This window comes from Brevundimonas bacteroides DSM 4726, from assembly GCF_000701445.1.
Classification (GTDB): Bacteria; Pseudomonadota; Alphaproteobacteria; order Caulobacterales; family Caulobacteraceae; genus Brevundimonas; species Brevundimonas bacteroides.
In genome coordinates this window covers 144,122-168,425 of the sequence record NZ_JNIX01000007.1, presented here as the reverse complement: position 1 = coordinate 168,425, position 24,304 = coordinate 144,122, and the positions used below count along the sequence as shown (strand labels likewise).

Genomic DNA, 24,304 nt, shown 5'->3' with positions numbered 1-24,304 from the left:
CTCAAACGCGCCAGAAAGGCAAAGGTTCGTCTCCTTCCCCTGCCTGGGACGGAGAACAGCCTAGGCCGCAGCCGCCTCCGCCAGATCGGCCAGACGGCGCGCCGCGTCGGGAATGGCGACGGACCGGGCGGCGGCGCTCATGGCGGCGAGACGGTCGGGGCGGGACAGCACGCCGGCGATGGCGTCCGTCAGCACGTCGACGGTGAGGTCGTCCTCCAGGATCACCTCGGCGGCGGACACGTCAGTCAGGAGCTTGGCGTTCAGGCGCTGGTGGTCGTCGGTGGCGATCTTGAGCGGGATCAACACGGACGGCATGGCGGCAACCGCGAGCTCGGCGCAGGTCGAAGCCCCAGCGCGACCGATGACCAGATGCGCCTCCGACAGCCGACTGGCCATATCGCGGAAAAAGGGGGCAACCTCGGCGTCGATGCCGGCGTCGAGATAGATCTGGCGGGCGATCTCCAGCGTCTCCGGCCGGGACTGCTGCTGGACCTTCAGGCGGACGCGGATAGCTTCGGGGAGCTGGGCCAGCGCCCGGGGCGTGGTCTCGGACAGAATGCGGGCGCCCTGGCTGCCGCCGGTGACGAGGACGTGGATAGGGCCGTCGTGAGGGGCTGCGTATGCCCGCTCATAGAGGGCGCGGATGTCCGCGCGGACCGGGGCGCCGACGACCGGGGCACGGGATTTCACCGAAGGGCTGGCCTGCTCCAGGGTCGGGAAGGAGGAAGCGACCGCGCCGATGTAGGGCGCAAGGATCCGGTTGGTCCGACCCAGCACGGCGTTCTGCTCATGGATGACCGTCGGTCGGCGCTGCAGGATGGCGGCGATCAGCGCCGGGGCCGACGGATAGCCGCCGAAGCCGACCACGACCTTGGCGTCCAGCCGCCGGAACGCGGCCCGGGCCTGGGCGACGCCGCGCAAAATAGCCACTCCTGCCTTCGCCAGGCCAATTGGGCCGGCGCCAGTGGCAGCGTCAAGCGCCAGCCGTTCCTCGGCGGGGAAGGCATGGGCGTACTGCTCACCGCGCCGGTCGGTGGCCAGCACCACGCCCCAGCCGCGCTCGGCCATCTCACGGGCCAGCGCCTCGGCCGGGAACATGTGGCCCCCGGTGCCTCCGGCGGCGACGACGCAGAGTTTGTTCATGGGAGGGAGATAGCCGACGCCGCGTGACGAAGGAACCTATTGGTAGTTGGCGCGCTCGGCGCCAACGCGAGCGCTTTTGCCGCTACTGACCTTGGCTGCCCTCATATCGCTTGCGACCTTTGTGATCGCTCTGGAGATTGTTCTTCCGAAGGTGGGCTCCTTTCCTCGTTGGTCTAGGTGCCTGGGCACCTGGCAGCGCGGCTGTTCGCGGGTAGCGCCGTGACCACATTCCGGTTCACCCATGACGCGGCCATCCACTGACGTCGCCTGGCGCTGTTGGACCCAAGTCGAAGTCTTGCATCGTTGATCCTGATCAATGCGGGGTCCGACGGGGCAGCGTCCTCTGAGCCAAACGGAGGATGCGATGACCTACGCCCAGATTGCGATCGCAGTGGACGCGGACGACGCGGTCCAGACGCGCCTGGAAATCTGCAGGGATATCGCCCTTGCCACCCGGGCCGCGGTCATCGGCATCGCGGCCGCCAGTCCCCCACCGCCGGCCTTCGGGGTGGAGTTCAGCGGCGGGTCTTCAGCGGATCTGCTGGTCGCCTACAGGGAGGCTACCGAGGTGGACCTCATGCAGGCCCATAGCGCTTTTGCCCTTCACCTGACGGGACCGGATATCATCTCCCGCTGGATTTCTGCCCACGGCGACCCGACAGCCTTTTGTATCCGTCAGGCCCGGTTCGCCGATCTGGTCGTTCTAGGTTGCCGGAACAGCCGGGCACCCTACCAGGCCCCGGACCCCGCCGAGGTACTGATCGCCTCGGGGCGTCCGGTTCTGATGGTGCCGCCGACCGTGCCGCGTAGCCCCGTGGGGGAACATGCGCTCATTGCCTGGCGGGATGGCAAAGAAGCGCGCCGCGCGGTGAGCGCCGCCCTTCCGCTGCTGCGGTTGTCGCGAGGGGTGACCATCGCCGCCATTTGCTCAGGCGATGAGGACCGGCAGTCGTTGGACGAAGAATTGGCCGAACTGCCTGAATACCTGGCGCGCCATGGTGTGGCCGCTGGCGTGGTCCAGGACCGGCTCATGCATGACACGGTCGGTCTGCATCTCCTCCAGGAGGCCGCGTCGCGCGGCTGCGGGCTCATTGTGGCAGGTGGCTACGGGCACCCCCGACTTCAGGAATGGATGCTGGGGGGCGTCACCCGAGACCTGATGCGGGAAAGCTCCGTCTGCTTGTTGCTGTCGCACTGAGATCAAAGGAGACCCCATGTCGTTTCGTATTCACGCCGCCGTCGCCGCCGGGATCGCCGGCATGATCAGCCTCGCCGCCATCGCGCCGCAGGAGAGCGAGAGAGCGCCCTCGATCCGTCGCGGCGAGCGCCTGGTGACCAGCCACTGCGCCAGCTGCCACGCCGTCGGGCCGCTGGAGGAAAGTCCCCGCCGGGGAGCCCCGCCGTTTCGCACCCTGGGGGAGCGCTATCCCGTCCGGGATCTGCAAGAGGCGCTGGCCGAGGGCATCGTGACTGCCCATCCCGCCATGCCCGAGTTTGCATTCTCGGCCGAGGAGACGGCCGACATCGTGGCTTATCTGGAAAGCCTGCCATCGGGCGACGGCGGGCGTCAGCCCTGATCGCGTCCGTCGCCGAGATTGGTCCAGATCGATACGCCTCCGACCACCACCATGAAGGTGGCGAAGACAGCGACGACGACGGCGATGACGGGGACGGCTTCGGCGGGCATGTGAGAGCTCCTATTGTGCGGGGCCACACAACCGCGCCGCACCAGCCGGCGCATTGATGGAGATCAAAGCTCAGAACAGGCTGTGCAGACGGCAGACGCCGGCCGCCAATGCCAGCGCCATGGGCTCGGCTCCCTGAGGCAGAGCGGTCTCCACGCGAAAGCTCGTGCAGCGGTGCTCGCGCGCGCGCCAAAGCATCTCGTTCATGAGGGCGGTGGCGACGGAGGCCGGCCGCAGCATGTCGACGGCGATCAACTGAACCAGGTGAAACACCGTTCTCGCGGCGCTCGTCTTCTCGAGGCGATACCGGGCCAGACCGATGAGCGGACCGCTGCCGCGCCGCGCCACCATGATCGTTTCATCGGCTCGGGAGAGGATATCCCGCCGCCAGGCCTCAGCGGCGATCGAAGGGTCGTCCAGGCGCGCGAGGACCAGCGCCGCGTCGGCGTCGGCATCGGCGAGGGGGGTGATCCGAAGGTCCGCCATGGGCCCCAGATGCACCGCCCGGTTCAAGGCCGCCTTGATCTCGATCAAACACTTGGCGATGCCGCCGGTGCGAGCCTATCCTGTCCCCGGAGGTCGCCCCCACGAATGCTGGAACTGAAGTCCCTGCCCGACGGGTGCGCCGCGAGACGGCGGACCGAGGCCTGCGACCGCTGCGGGGCGCGGGCCTACAGCGTCTGCGCCAGTCTGGACGAGCGCGAACTGGCCCGGCTCGACGCCTTGGCCGAACGCCTGCCCCTCAGCTCGGGAGACGTTCTGCTCCGCGAAGGTGATTTGGCGCGACACGTCTTCAACGTCACGAGCGGCTCAGTGCGGGTCTATAAGCTGCTGCCCGATGGACGGCGCCAGATCACGGGGTTCCTTTACGCTGGCGATTTCCTGGGTCTGGCCACCGGCGAGCGCTATGCTTTCTCTGCCGAGGCCATGGAGCCCGGCTCGGCCTGCCGCTTTCGCAAGTCCGAGTATCGGGCCCTGATCCAGGACACCCCGGCGCTGGAAGCCATGTTGCTGGAGCGCGCCAATCATGAGCTGGCGGCCGCCCAGGCCCAGATGCTGCTGCTCGGGCGCAAGACGGCGCTGGAGCGCGTCGCCTCCTTCCTGCGGGACCTAACGACCGCGGATCGCATGCGGCCGTCACAAGAAGGGATTGTTCGCCTGCCAATGACTCGCGGAGAGATCGCCGACTATCTCGGGCTGACCATCGAGACGGTCAGCCGTGTCATGACCCGGCTCAAGACGGAAAATATCATCCGCCTGCTGTCACCGAATGAACTGACCATCGAACGACCCGGTCGCCTGTCGGCTCTCGCGGATGGCGAGGCCTAGGCGCGCAGCAATCGCCGCTCCCGGGTCGGGATGATCGTGGCAGCGACCGCGCCGATGGTCCACCAGCGCTCGCAGATCGATAAGGGCTCGGGCCGATGGCTGACCAGGATCAATCCCTGACCGGTCCGGTCCAGCCGAGCGGCCAGACGCTCGACCACGCGCCGTTCGGTCCCGGCGTCCAGCCCTTCCGTCGGCTCGTCGAGCACCAGCCAGGGCGCATCGCGCAGATACGCCCGAGCCAGAGTCAGCCGCCGCCGCTCGCCGCCGCTTAACCGCATGCCGTCTTGGCCGACCGACGTGTCCAGTTCCTGTGGCGCGGCTCGGATACGGTCCGATAGGTCAGCGTCCTCAAGGGCGCGCCACAGCGTCTCATCGTCCGCGTCCGGGGCTGCGAGCCTCAGGTTTTCCCGCACCGTGCCGTCCAGAAGCATCACATGCTGGGCCGCATAGGCAAAGCGGCTCCGAAGGCCGGCGTTGGCTTGGGCCGCACCGCGCAGACCCATCAGACGTTCGATCGCTGTTGTCTTGCCGCCGCCGGAGGGACCGGTGATCCCGAGCCGGGCTTCCCGGCTGAGGTCGGGGCCGTCCCAGGCGGGCAGGGGACGATCGGACCCGAGGCTCGCGCCAAGCTGCGTCTCTTCGACAATCCACGGTGAGAGCCGGACGCGCGCGGCTTCCGCTGCGCCCCGGTCACGCGCCGCTAGCGTCAGGCTGCCCACCGCCTCGAGGCCCATCACCGCCGCAAGGACGGCGAGCGCGGCAAGCGGAAGTTCGACGCCTTGGACCGAGAACGCCACCCCGATGACGACCGCGCCGGTGACGGTCATCTGCACCAATCCCTGTCGAGCCGGCGCGATGTCTACCGTCGCTTTGAGGGCGTCGTGGCGTTCGGCTCGGCGCATCACATCAGCCACCGCCCAGGCTTCGAGGCCATAGGCGCGGAACTCGGCGGCCGAGGCCTGATGAGCGGCAAGCCGATTCTGAAACCCGCTCATGGCCGCAAGACGCTGACGACCCGCCGGACCGAGCGTGCCGGACAGCCGGTGGGACGCCGCCAAGCTCGCAGCCACGCCCATCAGGATGACGCCGGCGGCCCAGGGGCTCGCCAGGGCGCCAAGAGCAACGCCGGCCACGGCGCCGGCCCCGGCCATCCACGGCGCCGAACGGCGGATGAACAGGGTCTGGAGCGCATCGACGTCCTGGATGAACCGCGAGGCCGCTTCGCCGCCGCCCAGACCCAGGACGCGCGCCGGCGGCCCGGACGCAAGACCTCTGAACAGTTGGGGTCTGAGGCCCGCCAAGGCATGAAGCGCGGCATCGTGACTGGACACTCGCTCTCCATAGCGAGCCGCTGTGCGCACAATCGCCAGAAGTCGAATCACGGCGCTAGGCAAGAGAACGTTGAAGGCATGGGCCGCCGCCAGTCCCGCTGCGCCCGCCAGCGCGGCGCCCGTGATGAACCAGCCTGACAGCGCCAGAAGGATGACCGCCGCCGCACCGACGCCGACGCCAGCGACGGCAGCCAATGCCAGACGTGGTCGCTGTGCGCCCATCTGGTCCGAAAGAAGATGTTCGAAGGGCGTCATGGTCTGGCTCACAGGCGTACGATCCGATCGGCCAGGGCCGCCACGCGATCGGAGTGGGTGGCGATCAGGGCAGTGCGGCCGCGCATCAAGTTCCGGAGCATGGGCAACAGAGCCGCTTCGGACGCGGCATCGAGATTGGCCGTGGGTTCGTCGAGCAGAACAAGGGGCGCGTTGGACAACAGGGCACGGGCGAGTCCGAGCCGGCGACGTTCTCCGCCAGACAGACCACCGCCACGCTCGTCAATGGGCCGCTCGATATCACCAAACAGCCCAGCCTGGGCTGCTGCGGCCATGACCTCGCGCTGCGTCGATCCCGGTCGGACCAGAGCGATATTGTGTCCAAGCGAGCCAGGCGAAACAAAGGGATGCTGGCCCGCCCATGCCACGGTGCCGCCCATGCCGCCATCGTCTGCGACGGGGCGACCATCGACCCGCACCTGACCTGCCGTCAGCGGCGCAAGGCCGAGCAGAAGATGCAACACACTGGTTTTCCCCGCGCCGCTGGCGCCCAGAAGCGCCACGGTCTCTCCCGGCGCGACGGTCAAGCTGAAATCACGGACCGCGATCTCTCCGTTCGGATATCGCACTTCGACGGCGTCGAACCGAAGGGTGGGAGCGGCTACGAGCTGGCTGCGCGCGGGAGGCGGGACGCCGTTCGCGAGGGCGGCCAGGGCTGGGGCGGCGGCTTCGGCGGCCTGGCGCTCATGGTAGGCGGCCGCCAAACGACGGATGGGCGCATAGACCTCCGGCGCCATCGCCAGCACGAAGAGAGCGCGCGGCAGATCCAGCGTTTCCGGCACGGAGAACGGCAGCAGGCCGAGCAGCGCGAAACCGCAGTAAACGGCGACGAGGGCGACTGACAGGGCCACGAAAAACTCCATGATAGCCGATGACAGAAAGGCCACGCGCAGGACGCCGGACGTCTTCTGCGCCAGTCGCTCGCTATCCTGCGCAAGGGCCGTCTCGGTCGACGTCTCGGCCTGAAAAGCGAGGATGACCGGCAGTGCGCGCACGCGATCGAGGTACCGGGAGGCCAGCCGATCCAAAGCGGAGAACTGACGCCGACTCTCCTCACCGGCCGCCATTCCCGCCAAGGCCATGCCCACGCTGAACGGAACCAGGGTCGCCAGCAGGATCGCCGCGGAGATCGGGCTCGCCAGGGCGCAGGCGGCGATGGCGATCAGGGGCGCGACGCTCGCAGCCGCCTTCGCCGTGACGAAGCGGGAGACGTAGCCGTCCAGCGTCTCCACCCCCTCGACGCACGGCGTGAGCCCGCTCGCCGAGCCCGGGGCGGCGGTGAACAAGCCTGAGACGATCATGCGTCGGACCGACGACTTCATCCGCTGGCCGGCCCGGGCCCCGGCCTTGGCTGCCATCAGAGCGAGACCGCCGCGCGCAACGAGGCTGACGAACGCCAGAGCCAGTCCTGGCGCTGCGCCGACCAGACCTTGCGCCAGAACCGGGATGGCCAACGCCAGCCCCCCAGCGAAACCAATCGCCAGAACGACGTCCAGCACCGTCAATGCAATCGCATTTCGCGTGTCATGGGCGAACGGCCTCGCTTGCGCCTTCAGCCATATGGCTGCGGAAAAGGTCGATCGCGGGTCGTCGAGGGCGGCGAGGGTCATGCGCCGACGGAGCACGCGGGAACCCTCTCACGCTTTGATCGAGATCAAGGCGGCAGGCCCGGCGCCGGGCCTAGGGCGAGACGTCGGTCACAGGGGCCGACACAGCGGAGTCCCTCGCCATGATCGACCTGGCGGTCGTCGACCTATCCCGGCTGCAGTTCGCACTGACAGCCCTCTACCACTTTCTGTTCGTGCCCCTGACGCTGGGGCTGTCGTTCCTGCTGGTCATCATGGAGTCGATCTATGTGATGACCCGTCGACCGATCTGGCGAACGATCACCCGGTTCTGGGCCACGCTGTTCGGCATCAACTTCGTGCTCGGCGTGGCGACCGGCATCACCATGGAGTTCCAGTTCGGGATGAACTGGGCTTACTACAGCCAGTACGTCGGCGACATCTTCGGGGCTCCGCTGGCCATCGAAGGCCTGATGGCCTTCTTCCTCGAGGCGACCTTCGTCGGCCTGATGTTCTTCGGATGGGACAAGCTCAGCCGCGTCGGTCACCTGTTCGTGACCTTCATGGTGGCGCTGGGCACCAATCTGTCGGCGCTCTGGATCCTGATCGCCAATGGCTGGATGCAGAATCCGGTCGGCGCCGCCTTCAATCCGGACACCATGCGCATGGAGGTGACGGACTTCATGGCCGTGATCTTCAACCCGGTCGCCCAGGCCAAGTTCGTCCATACCGTCAGCGCCGGCTACGTCATCGCCTCCGCCTTCGTGCTGGGCGTGTCGGCCTTTTATCTGCTGAGGGGTCGTCATCGGGCCTTCGCCAAGCGGTCCATGACGGTCGCGGCCGCCTTCGGCCTGGCCAGCGCCCTGTCGGTCGTCGTGCTGGGCGACGAGAGCGGCTATGCCCTGACGGACAACCAGAAAATGAAGCTCGCCGCCATCGAGGCCATGTGGCGGACGGAAGAAACCCCCGCCGCCCTGACGGCGATCGGCTTCCCAAATCTTGAGGCGCGCCGGACCGACTATGCGGTCCAGATTCCGTGGGTGCTGGGCCTGATCTCGACCCGCAGCCTGGACGGTCAGGTCGAGGGAATCCTGGAGCTGGTCGCCGTCGCGGAGGACCGCATCGAGTCCGGCGTCATCGCCTATGACGCCCTGGAGAAGGTCAAGGCCGATCCGGTCGATGCCGTGAACCGCGGAACGTTCGAGGCCCACCGCCGCGACCTCGGCTATGGCCTGCTGCTGAAACAGTACGTCGCCGATCCGCGCCTGGCCACGCCCGAGCAGATCCGTCTGGCGGCCTGGAGCACGGTGCCCAACGTCCCGGTCATGTTCTGGACGTTCCGGATCATGGCGGGCGTCGGCTTCCTGATGATCGCCTTGTTCGCGACCGCCTTCATCCTGTCGACGCTGCGCAAGCATGAGACCCGCTGGTTCCTGTGGGTCGCGCTATTGGTCATGCCCCTCCCGTGGATCGCCGCGGAGCTTGGATGGATCGTGGCGGAGGTTGGTCGCCAGCCGTGGTCGGTGGAGGGCGTGCTTCCAACCTTCCTCGGGGCCTCCAGCCTGACCGCGCCCCAGCTTTGGGCGACGATCATCGGCTTCACCGCCCTGTACGGCGCCCTGGCCGTCATCGAGGTCGGCCTGATCCTGAAGACGATCAAGCGCGGCCCCTTCGCCGAACAGCAAGAGTTCGCCGACCGCCCTGCTCCCGGCGCGCCCAAACCCCGCCCGACGGGCGTCCAGCCCGCCGTCGCCTGAGCCATCCGAAGGAAATCCGGACATGGACCTGCCTCTCGACTATCCAACGCTTCGCCTGATCTGGTGGGGCCTTCTGGGCGTGCTGCTGATCGGCTTTGCCCTGACCGACGGCTTCGATCTCGGCGTGGGAGCACTGCTCCCCTTCGTGGCCCGAACCGACGTCGAACGCCGCCTGGCCATCAATACCGTCGGCCCGACCTGGGAAGGCAACCAGGTGTGGTTCGTCCTGGGCGGCGGGGCCATCTTCGCCGCCTGGCCCCTGGTCTACGCCGTCAGCTTCTCCGGCTTCTATCTGGCGATGTTCCTGGTTCTGTCGGCGCTGATCCTGCGGCCCGTGGCCTTCAAGTACCGTTCGAAGCGACCCGATCCACGCTGGCGTTCGGCCTGGGACTGGGCGCTGTTCGTGGGCGGTTTCGTTCCCGCCCTCGTATTCGGCGTTGCGGTCGGCAACGTGCTTCTGGGCGCGCCCTTCCGCTTCGACACCGACTTGCGGACCACCTACGAAGGCACGTTGCTGGGCCTGTTCACGCCGTTCAGCCTGATCTGCGGCCTGCTTTCGGTGGCTATGCTGGTCCTGCACGGGGCCGCCTGGCTCGGGGTCAAGGTCGAGCGGGGCCCGGTTCATGATCGCGCCCGCCGTTTCGGAACGATCGCCGCACTCCTCAGCCTTGTGCTGTTCGCCGCGGGCGGGGCCTACGTCGCCTGGGGCGAGTTGGGCTATCAGCTTACCGGCGTGGCCGACATGGCCGGTTCTTCCAATCCCTTGCGAATGACCGCCGAGGCGTCCTCCGGAGCCTGGTTGAACAACTACGCCACCTATCCCTGGCTGCTGATCGCGCCGGTCCTCGGCTTCGCCGGAGCGCTGCTCGCTCTAGTCGGGCTGATGGGCAGGGGGCATCCTGTGGCCTTGGCCGGTTCCTCCCTTTCGGCGGTCGGGATCATCTCGACGGTCGGGGTGTCGATGTTCCCCTTCATCCTGCCCAGCTCGATCGATCCGGCCTCCAGCCTGACGGTGTGGAACGCCTCCTCCAGCCACACGACCCTGTTCATCATGCTGGTCTGCACCATCGTCTTCCTGCCGATCGTGCTGGCCTACACCGCCTGGGTCTACCGGGTGCTGTGGGGCCGCACCTCGACGGCGGCGCTGACCACCAATCCCGACCTGTACTGAGCCCCGAACCGGAGACGCATCATGTGGTATTTCGCCTGGATCCTGGGGCTGGGCCTCGCCGTCGCCTTCGGCGTGCTGAACGGCATGTGGCACGAGTTCCACCTGTCCGACGAAGGCGACGCCGGACTGTCCCTGCCCGAGGAAGACGCCGATGTCCGCCTGCGCTGAGACGCTGATGGCGGTCCGTCGCCAGAGGCTCCTTCGCCGCTACGACGTCAGCGCGCCGCGCTACACCAGCTATCCGACGGCAGCCCAGTTCTCCCCTGCCGTCGGCCCCGACACCTGGACGGACTGGCTGCGGGCTTTGCCCCAGGACGAGCCGGTCGGACTGTATGCCCATATCCCCTTCTGCAAGCGGCTGTGCTGGTACTGCGGGTGCAATACCCGCGCGGTGAACCGTCTCGATGTGATGGCGAGCTACGTCGACCTGCTGCTCAAGGAAGCGGAGATGGTGGCCGAGGCCCTGGGTCGGCCGCTTCGACCCATCAGCCTCCACCTCGGGGGCGGCACACCCAACAGCCTGTCGCCGGATCTGCTGTCGCGCCTTGTGTCAGGGTTGAAGCAGCTGTTCCAACCGGATGAAGGCCTGGCCTTCGCCGCTGAACTGGACCCGGCAGTTCTGACGTCAGACTGGGTCGATCGTGCCGCGGAGCTGGGGCTGACCCGCGCCAGTCTTGGCGTCCAGGACCTCTCGCCGGAGGTCCAGCAGGCGGTCAACCGAATAGAACCCTTCGAGGTCGTCGAGCGGGCGGTGGGCTGGCTCAGGCGGGCCGGCGTCCCCTCCGTCAATCTGGACCTGATGTATGGCCTGCCTCGTCAGGGCCGCGCGCAGGTCCTGTCGACGCTGGAGCAGATCCTGACACTCCGCCCGGATCGCATCGCCCTGTTCGGCTATGCGCACGTCCCCTGGATGAAGCCGCACCAGCGTCTGATCGACACCGCCGAACTGCCCGGCGCGTCCGAACGTTTCGATCAGAGCCAGGCGGCGGCGGAACTGCTGGTTCAGGCTGGATACCAGGCTATCGGACTGGATCACTTCGCCCTGCCGGACGACAGCCTCGCGGTCGCGGCCCGCAACGGTCGAGTCCGTCGCTCCTTCCAGGGATACACGACCGACCCGGCGACTCTGATCGGGCTCGGCGCCTCGTCCATCTCACGCGCGCCTCAGGGCTATGCGCAGAACCATACGGTCGAGCGCGAGTGGCGTGCGGCAGTCGCGGCAGCTCGACTGCCCATCGCGCGCGGGATCGCCATGTCGGCGAATGACCGGCGGCGAGCCGAAATCATCGAACGGCTGATGTGCGACTTCGCCGTCTATCTCCCTGCCGTCGAGCGTCGGCACGGCCTGGACCCTGATCGGTTCGCGACGTCCATGTCTGCTCTCAGGCCGCTTATCGAGGACCGGCTTGTCATCGTGGACGGCGGCGCGGTCGCCGTTACCGATCTCGGTCGCCCATTCGTGCGTCTCGTCTGCGCGGCTTTTGATCAGGCGCCGATGTCGGCCGAACCGCGGCATGCGCGCGCGATCTGAAGGCTGCGAGCAATGTACGTCACCGTAAGGACGGCTTGTCAGCGAGCGCAATCCAGACGTTCCGGATCACCGCTTTGCGCCAGGGGCGGTCATCCCGATGTCGCCGGGGAGCCGACCTTGGTTGAGGGCGGCCCTCGGAGTCTCTGGGACCCTGCGGTCTGACGGTCGGCCCATCTACTTTGCCGGTTCTCCCGACTTTAGGTTGTCGAAGATTGGTCGCCCGTCACGTCCCGGGTACAGCCTCTCCTGCCCCCGTCCCTACGCCCCGAGCCGCTTTGCACGGTACGAAGCGCGTCAGACCCGGATATCGAGTGTGTGCCGGCTCAATCGCCGAGCGGCGAGCTCGGGCAAGATCGGGTCTGCGGCTGGAACAGGGTTCGTCGTCGGACTGCTGCTGTGCGCCGCCACTCGGGCCGTCTCCTGGGTCAACTGAGCGGCCCACAGAGACAGCCCCGGGTTCACCGTCATGGCTCCGATCCTCATGGTCCGGTCGGGCGTCCCGGCTGCGCCGCTTCCAGATCAAAACCGGCCGGATTGAGGTCGAGCAACTGACAGAGTCTGAGGATGACCGCCCGCTCTTCCGCGTCAAAGCCGCCATCCGCCTCCGCCACGGCGCACGCGGTTTCGACCAGCGCCTGGGCAGCCCGCACGTTCCCGCGCAGACGGCAGACGGCCGCTTCCGCCGTCGCTTCCCCGTCGTCGGGGTCGCGATCGAACCTGAAGTTCAGGGCCTCGAACAGGACGGCGATCTCGTCGGCGCCGAAAAAGGCGATTACCGGCGAGGCACGCATGCGGTCGATCATCCGTCGCCGCTCATCCGGCGTGACCCAGCCATCGGCTTGGGCCACCAGGGCGCAGGCAGCCACGATCGCGTCCATCTGCTCGACATCGCCGGCGCTGAAGACCTTATGGGGATCGATGCCGAGGGCTGTCCGGCGCGAAAGGGTTAGGGTCGTCATGATACTCTCCTCCTGGCATCGCCCGGGCGACGCCTGGGCGCCAGGATCAGCCGGATGAGCGATTCATAGGCGCGCAATCGACGCGGGATTGTGGTGGTCATGGTCTGCCTCTCCTTTCAGGTCGGAGAGCGCCTGTAGACGGGATCGTCGGCTGTTCGACACAGCGCCGGACCCCTCATCGAGCGCACCCGATGCGGTCCGACATCACGATCACCATGATCGTCAGAGGGGCCCGGTCCGCGAAGTCAGATCAGCACAGACCAGTACATACTCAAAATCAGAAGTTGGGATGAAGGCCATCACATATGCTTATGGAAAACGCGCCCATGTCACGTCTGAGCTGCCATCCGACAACCTCAGTCATGTCGGCGATGCGCGCCACAAGGTGGCGTCTCGCGCAGATCACCCTCGAACCGTGAGAAATCGCCGACGGGTGTCGAGCAGGACCCAGCTACGCATGAGCAATTCGCCCACGTCATAGGGCTTCAGCAGCAGGTCATTGGCCCCGAGAGACAATGCCCGAAGCCTGGCGTTCATGGTCGAATCCGCCGTCAGCACCAGGATGGGCAGGTATTCGGTTGCGGGGGTCAGACGCCGAAAACTCTCCAGCAGCTCATAGCCGTCGACCCCTGGCATCATCAGGTCGAGGAGGACCAGATCCGGCGTCGACGCGGCGAAGTCCACCAAGGCATCATGGCCGTTCAAAAAGGTCACGACAGTGCCGAAGCCTTCGCGCCGAAACGCACGCTCGACCAGGCTGAGATTGGCAGCTTCGTCATCGACGGCCAGGATTCGGGCGGTCTTGAGAGCCGTATCCTCCGGGACGATCTTCATGGACTTACACCTTGTCTCGAAGGCTGCGGGGCGCTGAGGCTCAGCACGAAGATCGCGCCCGGTCGATCAGAGCGCGCCCGATAGATCAGATCACCGCCCTGCGCCTGAGCCAGGCCGCGCGACAGCGCCAGGCCCAGGCCGGATCCTTCGACCCCGCTCCAACGCTCCGCGTCGAGGCGATCGAACGGCGTGAACAGACGATCGACCATGGCGGGCGGCACGCCAGACCCTTCGTCGATCACTTCGATGCGCACACCGTCCCGATCATCGACTACGTTGAGGGTGATCACACCGCCCGCCGAACCGTACTTCAAGCCGTTCGAGACCAGGTTCAAGAGGATCTGAATGGTCGCCCGTCGGTCAGCGGTCGCCCGCACCGCGGCGTCTCCTGATCGACGAACCTCGACCCCGGCCGCCTGGACCTGCGGCGCAATCAGGTCGTGTACATCCTCAATCAGGGGATCGATCTCGATCAAGTCGAGGGTCAGCGCATGACCGCCCGCCTCGATCCGGGCGATGTCCAGCACTTCCTCGATCATGGCCAGCAGGTGCCCGCCGGCCTTGGCGATCTGATCCACCGCATGACGCTGGTCCTCGCTCAGCATCTCCCGGTCCATGCCGAGCAGCTGGTTGAAACCCAGAATGGCCGTCAGTGGCGTGCGCAGCTCATGGCTCATGCGCGACAGGAACTCGCTCTTGGCGCGGCTGGCGCGCTCGGCCTCGGCGCGGGCATGGCCGAGCGCCTCTTCCGCCAGGCGGCGCTCGGTGACATCGCGGGTGACCTTGGAGAACCCCGTCAGGGTTCCCGCTTCGTCATGCAAGGCGGTGATGACGACATTGGCCCAGAAGCGGCCGCCGTCGCGGCGGACCCGCCAGCCCTCGTCCTCAACCCGGCCCTCGCGACGAGCGGTGTCGAGCAGGCGGGCCGGCGTCTCCTCGCGTGCCTCGGGCGGATAGAAGGTCGAGAAGTGGCGACCCAGGATTTCGTCGGCGCTCCAGCCCTTGATCCGTTCGGCCCCGGTGTTCCAGCTGACGACGTTGCCATCGATGTCGAGGGCGAAGATGCCATAGTCGCGCACGCCCTCGATGACGCGGCGATAGCGTTCCTCGCCTTCGCGCAGGGCGGCCTCGCGTGAGCGCAGCAGATCACTGGCCTGGCCCAGGCGCCGGGCCAGGCGGCCAATCTCATCCTGGGCCTCGTCGGCGAGCGTCAGGGGTTCGCCCCGCTCCAGACGTTCGGCGTCGCGCTCCAGCCCGCGGACACGGCGCACGATGCCGGTGAACAACAACTGCGCCGCCGCCAGGCCCCCGAGCAGGCCAATCCCCGCCATGACCGCGGTCAGGGTCCAGGTGCGGCGACGCTCGGAGTCCGCCTGGTCCTGGCGCTGTTCAAGCAGCTCGCGCTCGCGGCGCTGCATGGCGTCGATCTCGGCCCGCAGCGCGTCCAGCACCGCCTTGTTAGCCACCAGGGCATTGGCGACCTCGGCAGCCTCGATCCCGGCAGCCGTGCCCGCGCCCGGCATGGCGGCGAGCTGGGCCAGGCCATCGCGCTTCTGAATCACCAGGGCGTCTACCCGCCTCAGGCGTTGACGGATCTCGGGGTCCTGGGCGGTCCGTCGCAGCCGGTCCAGCGTCTGGGGCAGCAAGGCCTCGGCCTTTACATAAGGCTCCAGGAAGGCCCGCCGCCCGGTCAGACGATAACCGCGAACGCCGCTCGCCGCCTCGGCCAGCAGGGCGTGAACCTCGTGGATGTCCCTCTGGATCGCGAAGGTCAGGCGCACTCGCGCCTCCGCCTCCGCTTCGGCCCGGCCAGACAGATGCAAGGCCCCGATCCCCGACAGCAGGATGGCCAGCGGCAGGGCGACGACGATCAGTCCCTTGGCGCCCAGGCCGAGATCGGCCCAGGCCCGACCCGCGCCGGACCCGATCACGGCAAGGCTCGCGCAGCGAAGACCGCAGCCTGGGTTCGATCGCTGACGCCAAGCTTGGCGATGACCTTCTCAACATGAACCTTGACAGTCCCCGGTCCGATGCCGAGTTCGCGCGCGATCGCCTTATTGGTCAGCCCGCTGCGGATAAGAGTCAGCACCTGGATCTCGCGGGGAGTCAGGCGCGCCAGATCGCTGTCGCTGGGCCCCGTCGCGCGTGCGAGTGCCAGACGCAGCAGATCGCCAGGCAAAGCCGTACGCCCGCCCCCCACAGCCCGGATGGCGTGCAGAAGTTCCTCACGTCCCGCGTCCTTCAACACGTAGCCGGTCACTCCGGCCGAAACAGCGCTGCGAACATATTCGGCAGTGTCGTGCAGCGTCAGCAAAAGCACCCGCGCCGAGCCAGCCTCAAGCACGTGCCGCGCGGCTTCAATTCCGGTCATGCCGGCGCCGAAGCGAATGTCGAGGATCGCCAGGTCGATGTCGCCCGCGGCGCATCGATCGACAGCCACCTCCGCAGCGGCGGCTTCGGCCACCACTTGCAGGTCGGCCTCCCGGTCAATGACTGCCCGCAGGCCCGCGCGCGTCAGTTCATGATCGTCCGCGATCAGAATGCGCATCTCAATTCCCTGCCATCGGCACGACGGCCCGGATCCTGTAACCCTGCGGCGTCGGGCCGGCCTCCAGCACGCCCGCCACCGCCAGAAGGCGTTCGCGCATCATGTCCAGACCGAACCGCGGCGTCTGGTCGGGGGTAGACGCTGAGCGCCGCTCACGCCCGGCGTCCTCGATGGTCAGCACGACATCACCTCGATCGGGTATGATCGCGAGGTCTAGATCGACCGTCGCGCCCGGAGCGTGCTTGCCGACGTTGTTGAACGCCTCCTGAGCGACCCGGAACAGCAGGGTCTCAAGCCATTCTGGCAGACGCCGTCCGATGCGATCGGTGATGTGGACGATATGGCCGACGGCCTCCAGCCGACGGGCTTCCTCGCGCAGGGCGGCGGCCACGCCAAGGTCGTCCAGACTAAGCGGTCGCAGACCGGCGATCACGCCTCGCAGATCGGAAACCGCCTTTCGCGCCACGCCGATAAGGGCCTCGATCTCTGAGGCCATGCGCGGATCATGCGGCGTCAGATCGAGGTGGACCAACTCCAGACGCCGGTGCAACGCGGCGACCTGTTGGGCCACGCCGTCGTGCAAATCCGCCGAGATCGCCGCCCGTTCGCCTTCCTGGGCCGTGACCACCCGCGACAGAACCTGCTCCAACGCCTTCTCGCGACGTTCCAGTCGCTCGAGGAGCTCGGCTTCCTTACGCCTCTGCAGATCCACGATCAGTCGCGCCTCGATCATTTCGACCATGAGGCGGAGAGCGTCAGCGTCCTCCTGACTGGAAATGGCCGCCGGATTCAAGGGCGTCGAGAAGGTGAGGCTGACGCCCTCGCGTCCGCGTTCGGAAAGGGCCGACAAGGGAATGACCAAGGCCCCGTCGGGCGCAGGTGCCGGGGCGACTCCCAGTCCACCGGCTGCATATCCCGCGAACAGGGCCGCCCTCTGGGCCGCGCGCTCGACGGCTGCGGCGAGACCCTCGCCGTCCGCGGCGGCGAGGTCGCGGCTGACCTCGATGAGCAGCTTCAGACGCGCGGCGCGCGCCTCCGAGTCTCGGAAGAGCGAACGTAGGTCGAGAGCGGGGGGAGCGATGTCGTCGGGCATGCGGTTCGGCTCTGGCAACACCGACATCTTCTATTCCACAATATCGGCCGCGTCGTATGCCGAACGGCATAGGTCCTCCGGCATGCCGTCAGGCTGATGTGCGCAAGCGGAGCCGTGGGCATTTTCAGTCCGTCGCCGCCTTCTGCGGCCCTCAGACAAGGACGATCCGATGCGCAAGATCTTCACCCTCACCGCCGTGGCCGCCCTGCTGGCCGCTGGCGCCGTCGTGGCTCAGCCGGGGGCCTCCCAAGCGCCGGCCTCGCGCGATGCCTATGCCGTGGCCAACGTGACGGCGTCCACCGCTGCCGCGACCGCCCCGATCACCGTCGCCGAAGTCGAGGCCGCCCAACGCGCTTGGGGCGAGGCCCTGGTCGCCATTGCCACCGAGTACGAGCGTAACGGCCAGGCCGCCGCCACCCGTCTGGCCGGTCAGGTGCTGGACAGCGCCTACGGCTACAACCTCGGCCCGGTCGCCTTCAAGCCGACCCTGGCTCACGGTGAGCAGACCTTCCGCACGACCCGCGAAGGGGCCCTCGCGTACTTCGTCGGCGGCAACAGCCGTTTCGCCGGCGACACCGGCTTCGCGCTGAAAGGCTGGCGTTCGTATGAGATCGACAACGCCGCCATCGTCATCAACGGCACGACCGCTATTTCGACCGGCAACGTCATGCTGACAAACAGCGACGGCGAAGTGACCACGGTCGACAAGACGTGGGGCTGGGTGCGCGACAGCAACGGCGCTCTGCGCATCGTGCTGCACCACTCCTCCCTGCCCTACGCGCCGAACTGACGGCGCGTCCGACCGGCCGCGCAGCCCCTGGCGCGGCCGGTCGCCCTTCCTTCCACCTTGGAGACCCCATGAAGTCGATCACCCTCGGCGCGTCCCTTGCCGCGCTCACCGCCCTTTCCGCCTTGCCCGCCGCCGCTCAGGATCGCAACGGCCGCTTCCAGGTGAAGGGGTTCGTGACCGCGGTCCTGCCGGACGGCGAAATCACCGATGTCCGCACCGACGCGATCGGCCTGCCGGCCGGCTCACAGGTCAGCGCCTCGGACTCCTACGTTCCGACCGTAGCCATCGAATACTTCTTCACACCGTCGTTCTCGGTCGAGACCATCTGCTGCGTCACGCCTCATGACGTCGAAGGCGAAGGGCTCCTGGCGGGTGCCGCCCTCATCGACGACGCGATCATCCTGCCCGCCACCGTGACGGCCAAGTACCACTGGGCGATGGACGGCGGGTTCAAGCCCTACGTCGGGGCCGGGGTGACTCACTTCTTCATCTTCAGCGAAGACGTCGGCTCGGACGCCGCCGCCTTGGGCGCGACGGATGTCGATCTGTCCGACGAGTTCGGCTTTGTGCTCCAGGCCGGGTTCGACATGCCGCTGAACGACCGCGGCCTCGGTTTCAGCGTCGACGCCAAGCGCTACTTCGTCGATACGACCGCCACGTTCCGGGCCGGCTCGACCACTGCGCTGCTCACAGAGCACGCTCTTGATCCCTGGGTGATCAGCGCTGGCGTCAGCTATCGCTTCTGACCCTTGACCCGCAGGGCTTTCGCCTTGCGGCCATCGTCTTTCACAGGCGGCGATCTTCCGGATCGCCGCCGTTTTCTCTCGCTCAGGACGACCTTATGTCTGCGTTCAAAGTCATCCCGCTTGCGTTCGCCATCGCCTCGGCCTCGGCTGCTCCCGCCCTCGCCCAAGACGAGGATGGCGAGATCTGGTTCAACCCGGCTTTCGTCAAATCGGTCGATGAGCGGACCTCCGTCGAACTGGAGACGGCCCAGCGGCTGCGACAGGACCCTCGCGATGACACCTACTTCGCCCGCTTATGGCTCAACCGCGAGGATACCGCGGGCCGGGAGTGGAGCGTTGGCGTGGAGCACCGCTGGAACGGGCCGGACGAACGCGAGGTGCGCCTGCTGCAGCAGGTCGGGTACGACTGGGGCCCCCTGGAGTTCCGCACGCGGCTGGAGCAGCGCTTCGTCGACGTCGACCCCCATACGGGCGTGCGGTTGCGCCAGAGGATCGGGACGACCGTGCCCCTGACCGAAAGCGAGGACGGCTGGGCCCTGACGGGCGACGCAGAGGTCTTCGTCACCCTGCGCAGCACCGAGCCCGATGGCCAGACCGGCCTCACGGGCCTTCGAACCTTCATCGGGTTCGAGCGCAGCTATGGTCGCTACGATGTCAGCCTCGGCTATCTGCGACAGCAGGATATTCGTGACAACGCCGAAGACCGCGTGGGCCATGCGCCTTTCGTCGGTCTGACGGTGAACTTCTAGCATCCGTCATCGCCTGTCGAAATGCGGGAACGCGTCCCCTCCCCGCTCACGCCGCCCGCTTCGCCGCGAAGCGGCCGTCGGGCAGGGAGGTGATCTCGGCGTAGCGGACCAGGGCGTTGAGGGCCTGGACGACGCGCTGCTCGATCTTCTTCCCGCCGCCCTTGAAGGCGCGCGACACGGCGGCGGCGTCCATCGGCGCGGACGCGCTCTGGAGGACGGCGCGGATGGCCATAACCTGATCGCCCTTGTCCTTGGGAAAGGCGGGCAATCCCTTGTCGATGGCGACGACCTGGGCCCCGAGGTCCAGCTCGCCCGTCTTGGGCGCGCCGGCGCCATCGGCGAAGCGGGGGATCTGATAGTCGGGGCGCAGCCAGCGGACGTGGCCCGCGGCCTCTTCCGCCGCGCGCTCGGCGTTCAGGGCGACCAGCTTTTCCAGGATCTGCTCGTCGGTCAGGTCGTGGGGCCAGCCATAGGCGTCGGCGGTCGCCCGGCTGATCTGGTCGTGCAGGTCCTTGAGGATCAGCACTCGGCCCCCGCCCGGACTTTTTCCAGCACATTGTATGCTTCAGACAGACGCAGAAGACGGAATAAAAGCGATCGTCGTGGTGGGCGCATTCATATTGCCCCACAGCTCGGCCAGCATGGGCGCAAAGCCGTCGGGCCCATCCAGCCGTTCCTTCAGCAGATCGGTGAACCTGCCATTCGGCAGGAGGTCCACGTCCTCTGCGAACATGATGAAGATGCAGCGCATCAGGAACAGGGCGCCCTCTTCGGGCGGATGCTTGCTCTCCAGTCGCTTGGAGACCTCGGCCAGGCGTTTGGCGATGTCGCGGGTGATGCGGGCGGCCTCGCGGGTCGGGTCCAGCGACTGGGGGGGCGGTCCAGATGGCGCGGAGCCGGGCCTGGACCTCGGGGTCGCGCAGGTCCTCCAGCCGGATGCGGAAGCCCTTGCGGTCAGGGAAGTGGGAGTAGGCCCGGCAGCTGCCCGAGAAGTCGGCATAGACCTCGAACACACAGCCGACGTCGCGCTGGCTGGCCCGGGACTGCTTGGCCTCGAGGATGAAGCAGCCGCGCTTGTAGAGGTCGATCCGCAGGGTGGAGGCCGTACCCTCGGACTCGCGTCCTTTCACGCCGCGCTCGAAGACCTAGTCGTTTGAGGCCGTGTCGGCGCTGGCCGGATCGGGACGCGGCAGGTCCAGCGCCTCGCAAAACTCCGACAGGAACATCTGATAGTTGGCGCGCTCGACGCCGCCGCGAGCGTCTTTCCAGCGATCGATGAAAGCGCCGATATCCAACCGCAGTCTCCCCGCGCCACTTGGCCCGGAATGGTCGGCTTGCGCAACCGAAGGATGCCGCGTGCACCGTGTGGATGGGGGCGTCCCGTAGCGGAGGCAAGGCTGCGTAGGATTGCGAAGTCGGTCGGGAGGTCGAGAGCGCAGCACGTGTACCAAGAGGAAGCTGATTGCCGCAGAGACCATTGAGGCCCGGGTGCTGGAGGGCATTGTCGCCAAACTGCTTGCACCGCAGGCTATCGCCGCAGCCGTGAGCTCTGACCAGCGTGAAGCGGCCGATCGCCAGCGTCAGACCCTCAATGCACGGGCCGCGACGGAGCGGGAACGAGCGGAGATCGCCTGCAAGCTGGACCGGGCCCAGACCCTGTGCATCGACGGTGGCATGGAGATCGAGGAGCTCAAGCGGCGCAGCCTTCCTCTAAAGGCCTGTCGGGCAGAGCTCGAAACCGTGCTGTCCGAGCGTGACGAGCCGGCGGTGCTGTCGCTGCATCATGGCGTCGCCGAAGCCTATCGCCGCATGGCGGAGCAGCTCCGTGAGGCTCTTGATGACGTCGATGGCGAGAACGCCCGTGACGGCGTGCGCGCGCTGATAGAGCGGATGGAGTTCATCCCCCGGGGGGGCTGGGCCAGTTCGATCTGGAGATCCACGGCAACCTTGCGCGGTGGCTTCGGATCTCCGGCGGGTCCGACGCCGGGTCCCGGACGCACAAAAGCCCCGTGGCCAGTGGCAGCGGGGCTTTTGAAAGGCCTCACCGGTGTGAGGTAATGGTGGGTGCGGGAGCCCGCATCCATCCGCACCTCATACCGATGTGCAATTTCAGAGCCTAAGACGCTCATCGCCAGGCCTCCGCAGCCAGCGCTAGGGTCAAGGACATTCCACGCTGTGACCTACCCTCGAAACCACTCAGGCGTGGATCGATCCAACAAAATCGAGCCCTTCCGATAAGATATGTTAGACGCAATCAATCTTAACCCCACCCGACCGATTTTGTCGGGCGCAGCGGTCATGGTCGACTCAAGCTGCAATGGGGTTCCTATGCTCGTCCTGCATCGTGTCGATCCAAGCGTGAACATGCGGAGGTTCTACACCCTCTCGCTTGAGAATTCCCTCTTCGGCGACATCCTGCTAGTCCGAAGGTGGGGTCGCATTGGCACGCATGGCCGGGTGCGATTCGACTGGTTCGATAGCCCGGCCGACGCCGCCAATGAACTCACGCGCATCGCCTCGGCGAAGGCACGCCGAGGGTACCAGGAATTTGGCCCGAAGGCCCAGCCGGCGGGGCGCCGCAGCGCCCATTCGGCGAGTCGCGACCACTAGGTGGCGCACCATCGGGACTGGCGGCCAGCCAAAGCAAAACTTGTGATAGAAAACCGCCATAGGTTGAGGGGCGAATTGAGACTCGAACGGGACCAAGAGGGGCAAACCCGTTTCAGCCAAGTGGGGAACTTCCCGGGCATGCATCGTTACGCCTCCCTAGTTGCCGAGGCCGGGTTGAATCCAGCGATTCGGCGCACTTCTTCGTCCACTGAGGCCCTCCCCTTTCACCTGCGCATGCTGTTTAAGTTGGGACCGAGTCTGGCGCTTTCCTGGTCAGAATCAGTATCAGGGGGCGCTGCGTGAGCAACACGACAATAGACCTCGAGGGGCTGCTGAAACTGCGTCTTGCGATAGCACGATGCGGGGAAATGGACGGTGCGCGCTGGTGGAACACTCAGGGCCAACTGGGACGACGCGGCGCCGCGGTTCTAAGGAGGGGGTTCCCGCGCACGCACTTGTTCGCACAAGCCAGATCCGTATTTGCGGCGGCGGCAGCCAGGTGCGTGGAGGTACATTCCCTCCCAGGGGCCATGACGCTTTGGTGGCTGGGGGAGGACATCGAAGAGGCGTTTGATATCCGGTGGGAGGACTGGCTGGACCAGGTCGACAGATGGACGCCTTTCTTCGATCAAATCGCCGAGCTTGGACGCCCTGAGCCGGCCGCCGTCCTGGTCGATCTTGGCCTCGTTGAGCCCTCAGACGTCGAGATTGCGGAGAAGCTTCAAGTGGATGCTAGCGGCGTTTCAGTAAAGGTTCCCACCAGCGCCCGCGTCGCGGCGTTGCTGGCCTTGGGCTTTGCCAAGGGCGGCGACGGACGGCTCGTCGTGCCATACGCTTTGAGTGGGTCATGAGAGTTTCGCCGAAATGGTCTCAACGCCTGCTTCGCAAGGGCGTGCTGGTAGACGAAACCTACCGGCTCTTTTCCGGCTGGGCCTTTGACCTCAACGCTGACCAAAATCTCGCTAATGGGCTCGCCGGACGCCAGTCCACCCAAGGGTGGGAAGATGAAATTCTGGCGACGATAAGACGGCGCATCAGGGATTTCGAGCTCGTCGAGTCTTTAATCGTTCTGGCGCAGCACGGGATGCCAATCAGCGATTGGCGTCACTGCCTACGCCTTTGGGTCGGCGCCACCGAGGAGCCATTCCACACGTTTGCACTCGGCTGGCTCTTCGAGGAACGGGCGCGCGGCCGCTTGGCTATTCGCTCTGAGGACCTCCTCGGGGTGGTCGATGACGCCGCTGGCCGTCGAGGCGGCAAGGCGGCGCCGATTTCGGACTACAGCCGCGTTCGCGCCGCTCGGGACCTACTCAAGACCGCCGGCGACCTTGGGATGGTGGAGGGGTCCGGCCCCGTTCGCACATTCGCCAACATCTCGATGAGCGACGACGTCCTGGTCTATTATGTGCAGCTCATCGCCGATCTTGAGGGCGACGCGAGCAAGGTGCCCAACAGCCGGCTTTGGCGGCTGGCCTATATGAGCCCTGACGACGTTCACCACAGCCTGCTTCACTTGCACCAGTTCCGCCGCCTGAACTACCAGGTCGCGGGCAGCTTGGTGCAGCTTGCGCCGCCCGCTGGCTCGGCCCTCGAATTCGCAAGGCAGGTTGCCCGATGAGCGATTTCAAGACCCGCCTTCGCGATAACCTAGAGCCGATCCTGGTCAGCCATGATCCTCGGGACAGGATCAGCGCCTATCACGATATGCCCTATGCGCTGTTCCACTATGACCCCGCCGACGAGTTTGAGCTGCGTCGCGAGATCGGCCTGCTTCAGACGCGGCTGGAACAGAAGTCCAAGCGGGTGATCAGAATCTCGCTGGCGGAGTGCCTGTTCGCTGCGTTGGAGGCGCAGAGCGACCTGCCGGGGTGGATCGAAGCCGAGCGCTCTTCTGGCGTGGAAGACACCATCCAAACGATCACCAACGTCCTGGAGTCCTATAGTCCCTTGGTGGATCTCGTGGCGGATAGGATGCCTTCGGATCCAGAGCCCAAGACCGACATCGTGCTGATCAATCGCGCCGGGGCGTTGTTTCCGGTCTACCGAACCTTCTCGCTGCTGGAGCAGCTCAAGGGACGGGTGATCGCACCTACCGTCTTGTTCTATCCGGGGCACTTGGACGGCGCCTCCGGGCTGAAGTTCATGGGCGTACTCGACGCTGAACATAACTATCGACCGAAGATCTTTTAG

General features: G+C 66.6%; 27 protein-coding genes. 15 read left to right on the top strand and 12 right to left on the bottom strand.

Annotation, left to right across the window (positions count from 1 at the left end):
* Positions 1 to 60 precede the first annotated feature (60 nt).
* Entirely contained in the window at positions 61 to 1,143 is a 1,083-nt protein-coding gene (murG, locus tag Q333_RS0103070; protein WP_029415277.1) for an undecaprenyldiphospho-muramoylpentapeptide beta-N-acetylglucosaminyltransferase, read from the bottom strand.
* A 364-nt stretch (positions 1,144 to 1,507) separates the two neighbouring features.
* Between murG and Q333_RS0103065 the strand changes: the two genes are divergently transcribed.
* Both Q333_RS0103065 and Q333_RS0103060 read left to right on the top strand, forming a co-directional pair.
* Positions 1,508 to 2,341, top strand: a complete 834-nt coding sequence (locus tag Q333_RS0103065; RefSeq protein ID WP_051651084.1) for a universal stress protein — start codon at positions 1,508 to 1,510, stop codon at positions 2,339 to 2,341.
* A gap of 16 nt (positions 2,342 to 2,357) precedes the next feature.
* Entirely contained in the window at positions 2,358 to 2,720 is a 363-nt protein-coding gene (locus Q333_RS0103060) for a c-type cytochrome (RefSeq protein WP_029415275.1), read from the top strand.
* A 180-nt stretch (positions 2,721 to 2,900) separates the two neighbouring features.
* Here Q333_RS0103060 and Q333_RS0103050 read toward each other — a convergent pair whose 3' ends face one another.
* On the bottom strand, positions 2,901 to 3,362 hold the full coding sequence (locus Q333_RS0103050; RefSeq protein WP_029415274.1) for a hypothetical protein: 462 nt from the start codon (positions 3,360 to 3,362) through the stop codon (positions 2,901 to 2,903).
* Positions 3,363 to 3,419: 57 nt separating this feature from the next.
* On the opposite strand from Q333_RS0103050, the gene Q333_RS0103045 reads away from it, so the two are divergent.
* The gene (locus Q333_RS0103045; RefSeq protein WP_029415273.1) at positions 3,420 to 4,157 is read left to right on the top strand and encodes a Crp/Fnr family transcriptional regulator; all 738 of its coding nucleotides are present in this window, start codon (positions 3,420 to 3,422) and stop codon (positions 4,155 to 4,157) included.
* On the opposite strand, the gene Q333_RS0103040 is transcribed toward Q333_RS0103045, so the two are convergent.
* Together Q333_RS0103040 and cydD are read right to left on the bottom strand one after the other, a co-directional pair.
* A complete protein-coding gene (locus tag Q333_RS0103040) occupies positions 4,154 to 5,743 on the bottom strand; it encodes an amino acid ABC transporter ATP-binding/permease protein (RefSeq protein WP_029415272.1) in 1,590 nt (529 codons plus the stop codon). The two genes, Q333_RS0103045 and Q333_RS0103040, sit on opposite strands and share 4 nt — an antisense overlap.
* An 8-nt stretch (positions 5,744 to 5,751) precedes the next feature.
* On the bottom strand, positions 5,752 to 7,371 hold the full coding sequence (gene cydD, locus Q333_RS0103035; RefSeq protein WP_029415271.1) for a thiol reductant ABC exporter subunit CydD: 1,620 nt from the start codon (positions 7,369 to 7,371) through the stop codon (positions 5,752 to 5,754).
* 122 nt (positions 7,372 to 7,493) lie between these two features.
* On the opposite strand from cydD, the gene Q333_RS0103030 reads away from it, so the two are divergent.
* Genes Q333_RS0103030 through hemN form a run of 4 tightly spaced genes read left to right on the top strand, consistent with a single transcriptional unit; the run spans position 7,494 to position 11,785 of the window.
* Positions 7,494 to 9,083, top strand: a complete 1,590-nt coding sequence (locus Q333_RS0103030) for a cytochrome ubiquinol oxidase subunit I (protein ID WP_035293731.1) — start codon at positions 7,494 to 7,496, stop codon at positions 9,081 to 9,083.
* A 22-nt stretch (positions 9,084 to 9,105) separates the two neighbouring features.
* On the top strand, positions 9,106 to 10,254 hold the full coding sequence (gene cydB / locus Q333_RS0103025; protein WP_029415269.1) for a cytochrome d ubiquinol oxidase subunit II: 1,149 nt from the start codon (positions 9,106 to 9,108) through the stop codon (positions 10,252 to 10,254).
* 21 nt (positions 10,255 to 10,275) lie between these two features.
* On the top strand, positions 10,276 to 10,422 hold the full coding sequence (gene cydX / locus Q333_RS16835) for a cytochrome bd-I oxidase subunit CydX (RefSeq protein WP_051651083.1): 147 nt from the start codon (positions 10,276 to 10,278) through the stop codon (positions 10,420 to 10,422).
* Positions 10,406 to 11,785, top strand: a complete 1,380-nt coding sequence (hemN, locus tag Q333_RS0103015) for an oxygen-independent coproporphyrinogen III oxidase (protein WP_029415268.1) — start codon at positions 10,406 to 10,408, stop codon at positions 11,783 to 11,785. Before cydX ends, hemN begins: the two co-directional genes overlap by 17 nt.
* Before the next feature lie 479 nt (positions 11,786 to 12,264).
* On the opposite strand, the gene Q333_RS0103010 is transcribed toward hemN, so the two are convergent.
* The 5 genes from Q333_RS0103010 to Q333_RS0102990 all read right to left on the bottom strand — a co-directional run bounded on the left by Q333_RS0103010 (position 12,265) and on the right by Q333_RS0102990 (position 17,219).
* A complete protein-coding gene (locus Q333_RS0103010) occupies positions 12,265 to 12,744 on the bottom strand; it encodes a tellurite resistance TerB family protein (RefSeq protein WP_051651082.1) in 480 nt (159 codons plus the stop codon).
* Between the two features lie 402 nt (positions 12,745 to 13,146).
* A complete protein-coding gene (locus Q333_RS0103005; RefSeq protein WP_035293663.1) occupies positions 13,147 to 13,578 on the bottom strand; it encodes a response regulator in 432 nt (143 codons plus the stop codon).
* Entirely contained in the window at positions 13,575 to 15,509 is a 1,935-nt protein-coding gene (locus tag Q333_RS0103000) for a sensor histidine kinase (RefSeq protein ID WP_029415265.1), read from the bottom strand. The genes Q333_RS0103005 and Q333_RS0103000 overlap by 4 nt, the downstream gene beginning before the upstream one ends.
* Positions 15,506 to 16,126 carry a response regulator gene (locus tag Q333_RS0102995; protein WP_029415264.1) on the bottom strand — a complete coding sequence of 207 codons (621 nt, stop codon included), beginning with the start codon at positions 16,124 to 16,126 and terminating at the stop codon, positions 15,506 to 15,508. Before Q333_RS0102995 ends, Q333_RS0103000 begins: the two co-directional genes overlap by 4 nt.
* A gap of 1 nt (position 16,127) precedes the next feature.
* Complete coding sequence (locus Q333_RS0102990; protein ID WP_029415263.1) at positions 16,128 to 17,219, bottom strand: sensor histidine kinase; 1,092 nt, start codon at positions 17,217 to 17,219, stop codon at positions 16,128 to 16,130.
* Positions 17,220 to 17,388: 169 nt separating this feature from the next.
* On the opposite strand from Q333_RS0102990, the gene Q333_RS0102985 reads away from it, so the two are divergent.
* The 3 genes from Q333_RS0102985 (at position 17,389) to Q333_RS0102975 (ending at position 19,504) form a co-directional block, all read left to right on the top strand.
* Positions 17,389 to 18,009 carry a phosphoribosyl-AMP cyclohydrolase gene (locus tag Q333_RS0102985; protein ID WP_035293659.1) on the top strand — a complete coding sequence of 207 codons (621 nt, stop codon included), beginning with the start codon at positions 17,389 to 17,391 and terminating at the stop codon, positions 18,007 to 18,009.
* A gap of 68 nt (positions 18,010 to 18,077) precedes the next feature.
* Complete coding sequence (locus Q333_RS0102980) at positions 18,078 to 18,755, top strand: OmpW/AlkL family protein (protein ID WP_029415261.1); 678 nt, start codon at positions 18,078 to 18,080, stop codon at positions 18,753 to 18,755.
* Between the two features lie 95 nt (positions 18,756 to 18,850).
* A complete protein-coding gene (locus Q333_RS0102975) occupies positions 18,851 to 19,504 on the top strand; it encodes a DUF2490 domain-containing protein (protein ID WP_029415260.1) in 654 nt (217 codons plus the stop codon).
* A gap of 46 nt (positions 19,505 to 19,550) precedes the next feature.
* Here Q333_RS0102975 and Q333_RS0102970 read toward each other — a convergent pair whose 3' ends face one another.
* The 3 genes from Q333_RS0102970 to Q333_RS17555 all read right to left on the bottom strand — a co-directional run bounded on the left by Q333_RS0102970 (position 19,551) and on the right by Q333_RS17555 (position 20,799).
* Positions 19,551 to 20,030: a hypothetical protein gene (locus Q333_RS0102970; RefSeq protein WP_029415259.1), complete on the bottom strand. Its 480-nt coding sequence runs from the start codon at positions 20,028 to 20,030 to the stop codon at positions 19,551 to 19,553.
* A 39-nt stretch (positions 20,031 to 20,069) separates the two neighbouring features.
* The gene (locus Q333_RS17560) at positions 20,070 to 20,504 is read right to left on the bottom strand and encodes a type IIL restriction-modification enzyme MmeI (protein WP_157072350.1); all 435 of its coding nucleotides are present in this window, start codon (positions 20,502 to 20,504) and stop codon (positions 20,070 to 20,072) included.
* A 145-nt stretch (positions 20,505 to 20,649) separates the two neighbouring features.
* Entirely contained in the window at positions 20,650 to 20,799 is a 150-nt protein-coding gene (locus Q333_RS17555; RefSeq protein ID WP_157072349.1) for a type IIL restriction-modification enzyme MmeI, read from the bottom strand.
* Positions 20,800 to 20,992: 193 nt separating this feature from the next.
* Between Q333_RS17555 and Q333_RS0102950 the strand changes: the two genes are divergently transcribed.
* The 5 genes from Q333_RS0102950 (at position 20,993) to Q333_RS0102930 (ending at position 24,304) form a co-directional block, all read left to right on the top strand.
* Entirely contained in the window at positions 20,993 to 21,562 is a 570-nt protein-coding gene (locus Q333_RS0102950) for a hypothetical protein (protein WP_029415256.1), read from the top strand.
* A 183-nt stretch (positions 21,563 to 21,745) separates the two neighbouring features.
* The gene (locus tag Q333_RS18030) at positions 21,746 to 22,114 is read left to right on the top strand and encodes a WGR domain-containing protein (protein ID WP_407059710.1); all 369 of its coding nucleotides are present in this window, start codon (positions 21,746 to 21,748) and stop codon (positions 22,112 to 22,114) included.
* Between the two features lie 299 nt (positions 22,115 to 22,413).
* Entirely contained in the window at positions 22,414 to 22,965 is a 552-nt protein-coding gene (locus Q333_RS0102940) for a BrxE family protein (RefSeq protein WP_029415254.1), read from the top strand.
* Positions 22,962 to 23,732, top strand: a complete 771-nt coding sequence (locus Q333_RS0102935; protein ID WP_157072347.1) for a hypothetical protein — start codon at positions 22,962 to 22,964, stop codon at positions 23,730 to 23,732. Before Q333_RS0102940 ends, Q333_RS0102935 begins: the two co-directional genes overlap by 4 nt.
* Positions 23,729 to 24,304, top strand: a complete 576-nt coding sequence (locus tag Q333_RS0102930; protein ID WP_029415252.1) for a BREX protein BrxB domain-containing protein — start codon at positions 23,729 to 23,731, stop codon at positions 24,302 to 24,304. Before Q333_RS0102935 ends, Q333_RS0102930 begins: the two co-directional genes overlap by 4 nt.

Excerpts from the sequence above, each read along its gene's own strand:
- cydD (WP_029415271.1), bottom strand. The coding sequence starts at position 7,371 with ATGACCCTCGCCGCCCTCGACGACCCGCGATCGACCTTTTCCGCAGCC.
- Q333_RS17560 (WP_157072350.1), bottom strand. The coding sequence starts at position 20,504 with ATGCCGACTTCTCGGGCAGCTGCCGGGCCTACTCCCACTTCCCTGACC.
- Q333_RS0102995 (WP_029415264.1), bottom strand. The coding sequence starts at position 16,126 with ATGCGCATTCTGATCGCGGACGATCATGAACTGACGCGCGCGGGCCTG.
- cydX (WP_051651083.1), top strand. The coding sequence starts at position 10,276 with ATGTGGTATTTCGCCTGGATCCTGGGGCTGGGCCTCGCCGTCGCCTTC.
- Q333_RS18030 (WP_407059710.1), top strand. The coding sequence starts at position 21,746 with ATGTTAGACGCAATCAATCTTAACCCCACCCGACCGATTTTGTCGGGC.
- Q333_RS0102930 (WP_029415252.1), top strand. The coding sequence starts at position 23,729 with ATGAGCGATTTCAAGACCCGCCTTCGCGATAACCTAGAGCCGATCCTG.
- Q333_RS0103010 (WP_051651082.1), bottom strand. The coding sequence starts at position 12,744 with ATGACGACCCTAACCCTTTCGCGCCGGACAGCCCTCGGCATCGATCCC.
- Q333_RS0102935 (WP_157072347.1), top strand. The coding sequence starts at position 22,962 with ATGAGAGTTTCGCCGAAATGGTCTCAACGCCTGCTTCGCAAGGGCGTG.
- cydB (WP_029415269.1), top strand. The coding sequence starts at position 9,106 with ATGGACCTGCCTCTCGACTATCCAACGCTTCGCCTGATCTGGTGGGGC.
- murG (WP_029415277.1), bottom strand. The coding sequence starts at position 1,143 with ATGAACAAACTCTGCGTCGTCGCCGCCGGAGGCACCGGGGGCCACATG.
- Q333_RS0103040 (WP_029415272.1), bottom strand. The coding sequence starts at position 5,743 with ATGACGCCCTTCGAACATCTTCTTTCGGACCAGATGGGCGCACAGCGA.
- Q333_RS0103045 (WP_029415273.1), top strand. The coding sequence starts at position 3,420 with ATGCTGGAACTGAAGTCCCTGCCCGACGGGTGCGCCGCGAGACGGCGG.
- Q333_RS0103065 (WP_051651084.1), top strand. The coding sequence starts at position 1,508 with ATGACCTACGCCCAGATTGCGATCGCAGTGGACGCGGACGACGCGGTC.
- hemN (WP_029415268.1), top strand. The coding sequence starts at position 10,406 with ATGTCCGCCTGCGCTGAGACGCTGATGGCGGTCCGTCGCCAGAGGCTC.
- Q333_RS0102975 (WP_029415260.1), top strand. The coding sequence starts at position 18,851 with ATGTCTGCGTTCAAAGTCATCCCGCTTGCGTTCGCCATCGCCTCGGCC.
- Q333_RS0102980 (WP_029415261.1), top strand. The coding sequence starts at position 18,078 with ATGAAGTCGATCACCCTCGGCGCGTCCCTTGCCGCGCTCACCGCCCTT.
- Q333_RS0102985 (WP_035293659.1), top strand. The coding sequence starts at position 17,389 with ATGCGCAAGATCTTCACCCTCACCGCCGTGGCCGCCCTGCTGGCCGCT.
- Q333_RS0103005 (WP_035293663.1), bottom strand. The coding sequence starts at position 13,578 with ATGAAGATCGTCCCGGAGGATACGGCTCTCAAGACCGCCCGAATCCTG.
- Q333_RS0103060 (WP_029415275.1), top strand. The coding sequence starts at position 2,358 with ATGTCGTTTCGTATTCACGCCGCCGTCGCCGCCGGGATCGCCGGCATG.
- Q333_RS0102990 (WP_029415263.1), bottom strand. The coding sequence starts at position 17,219 with ATGCCCGACGACATCGCTCCCCCCGCTCTCGACCTACGTTCGCTCTTC.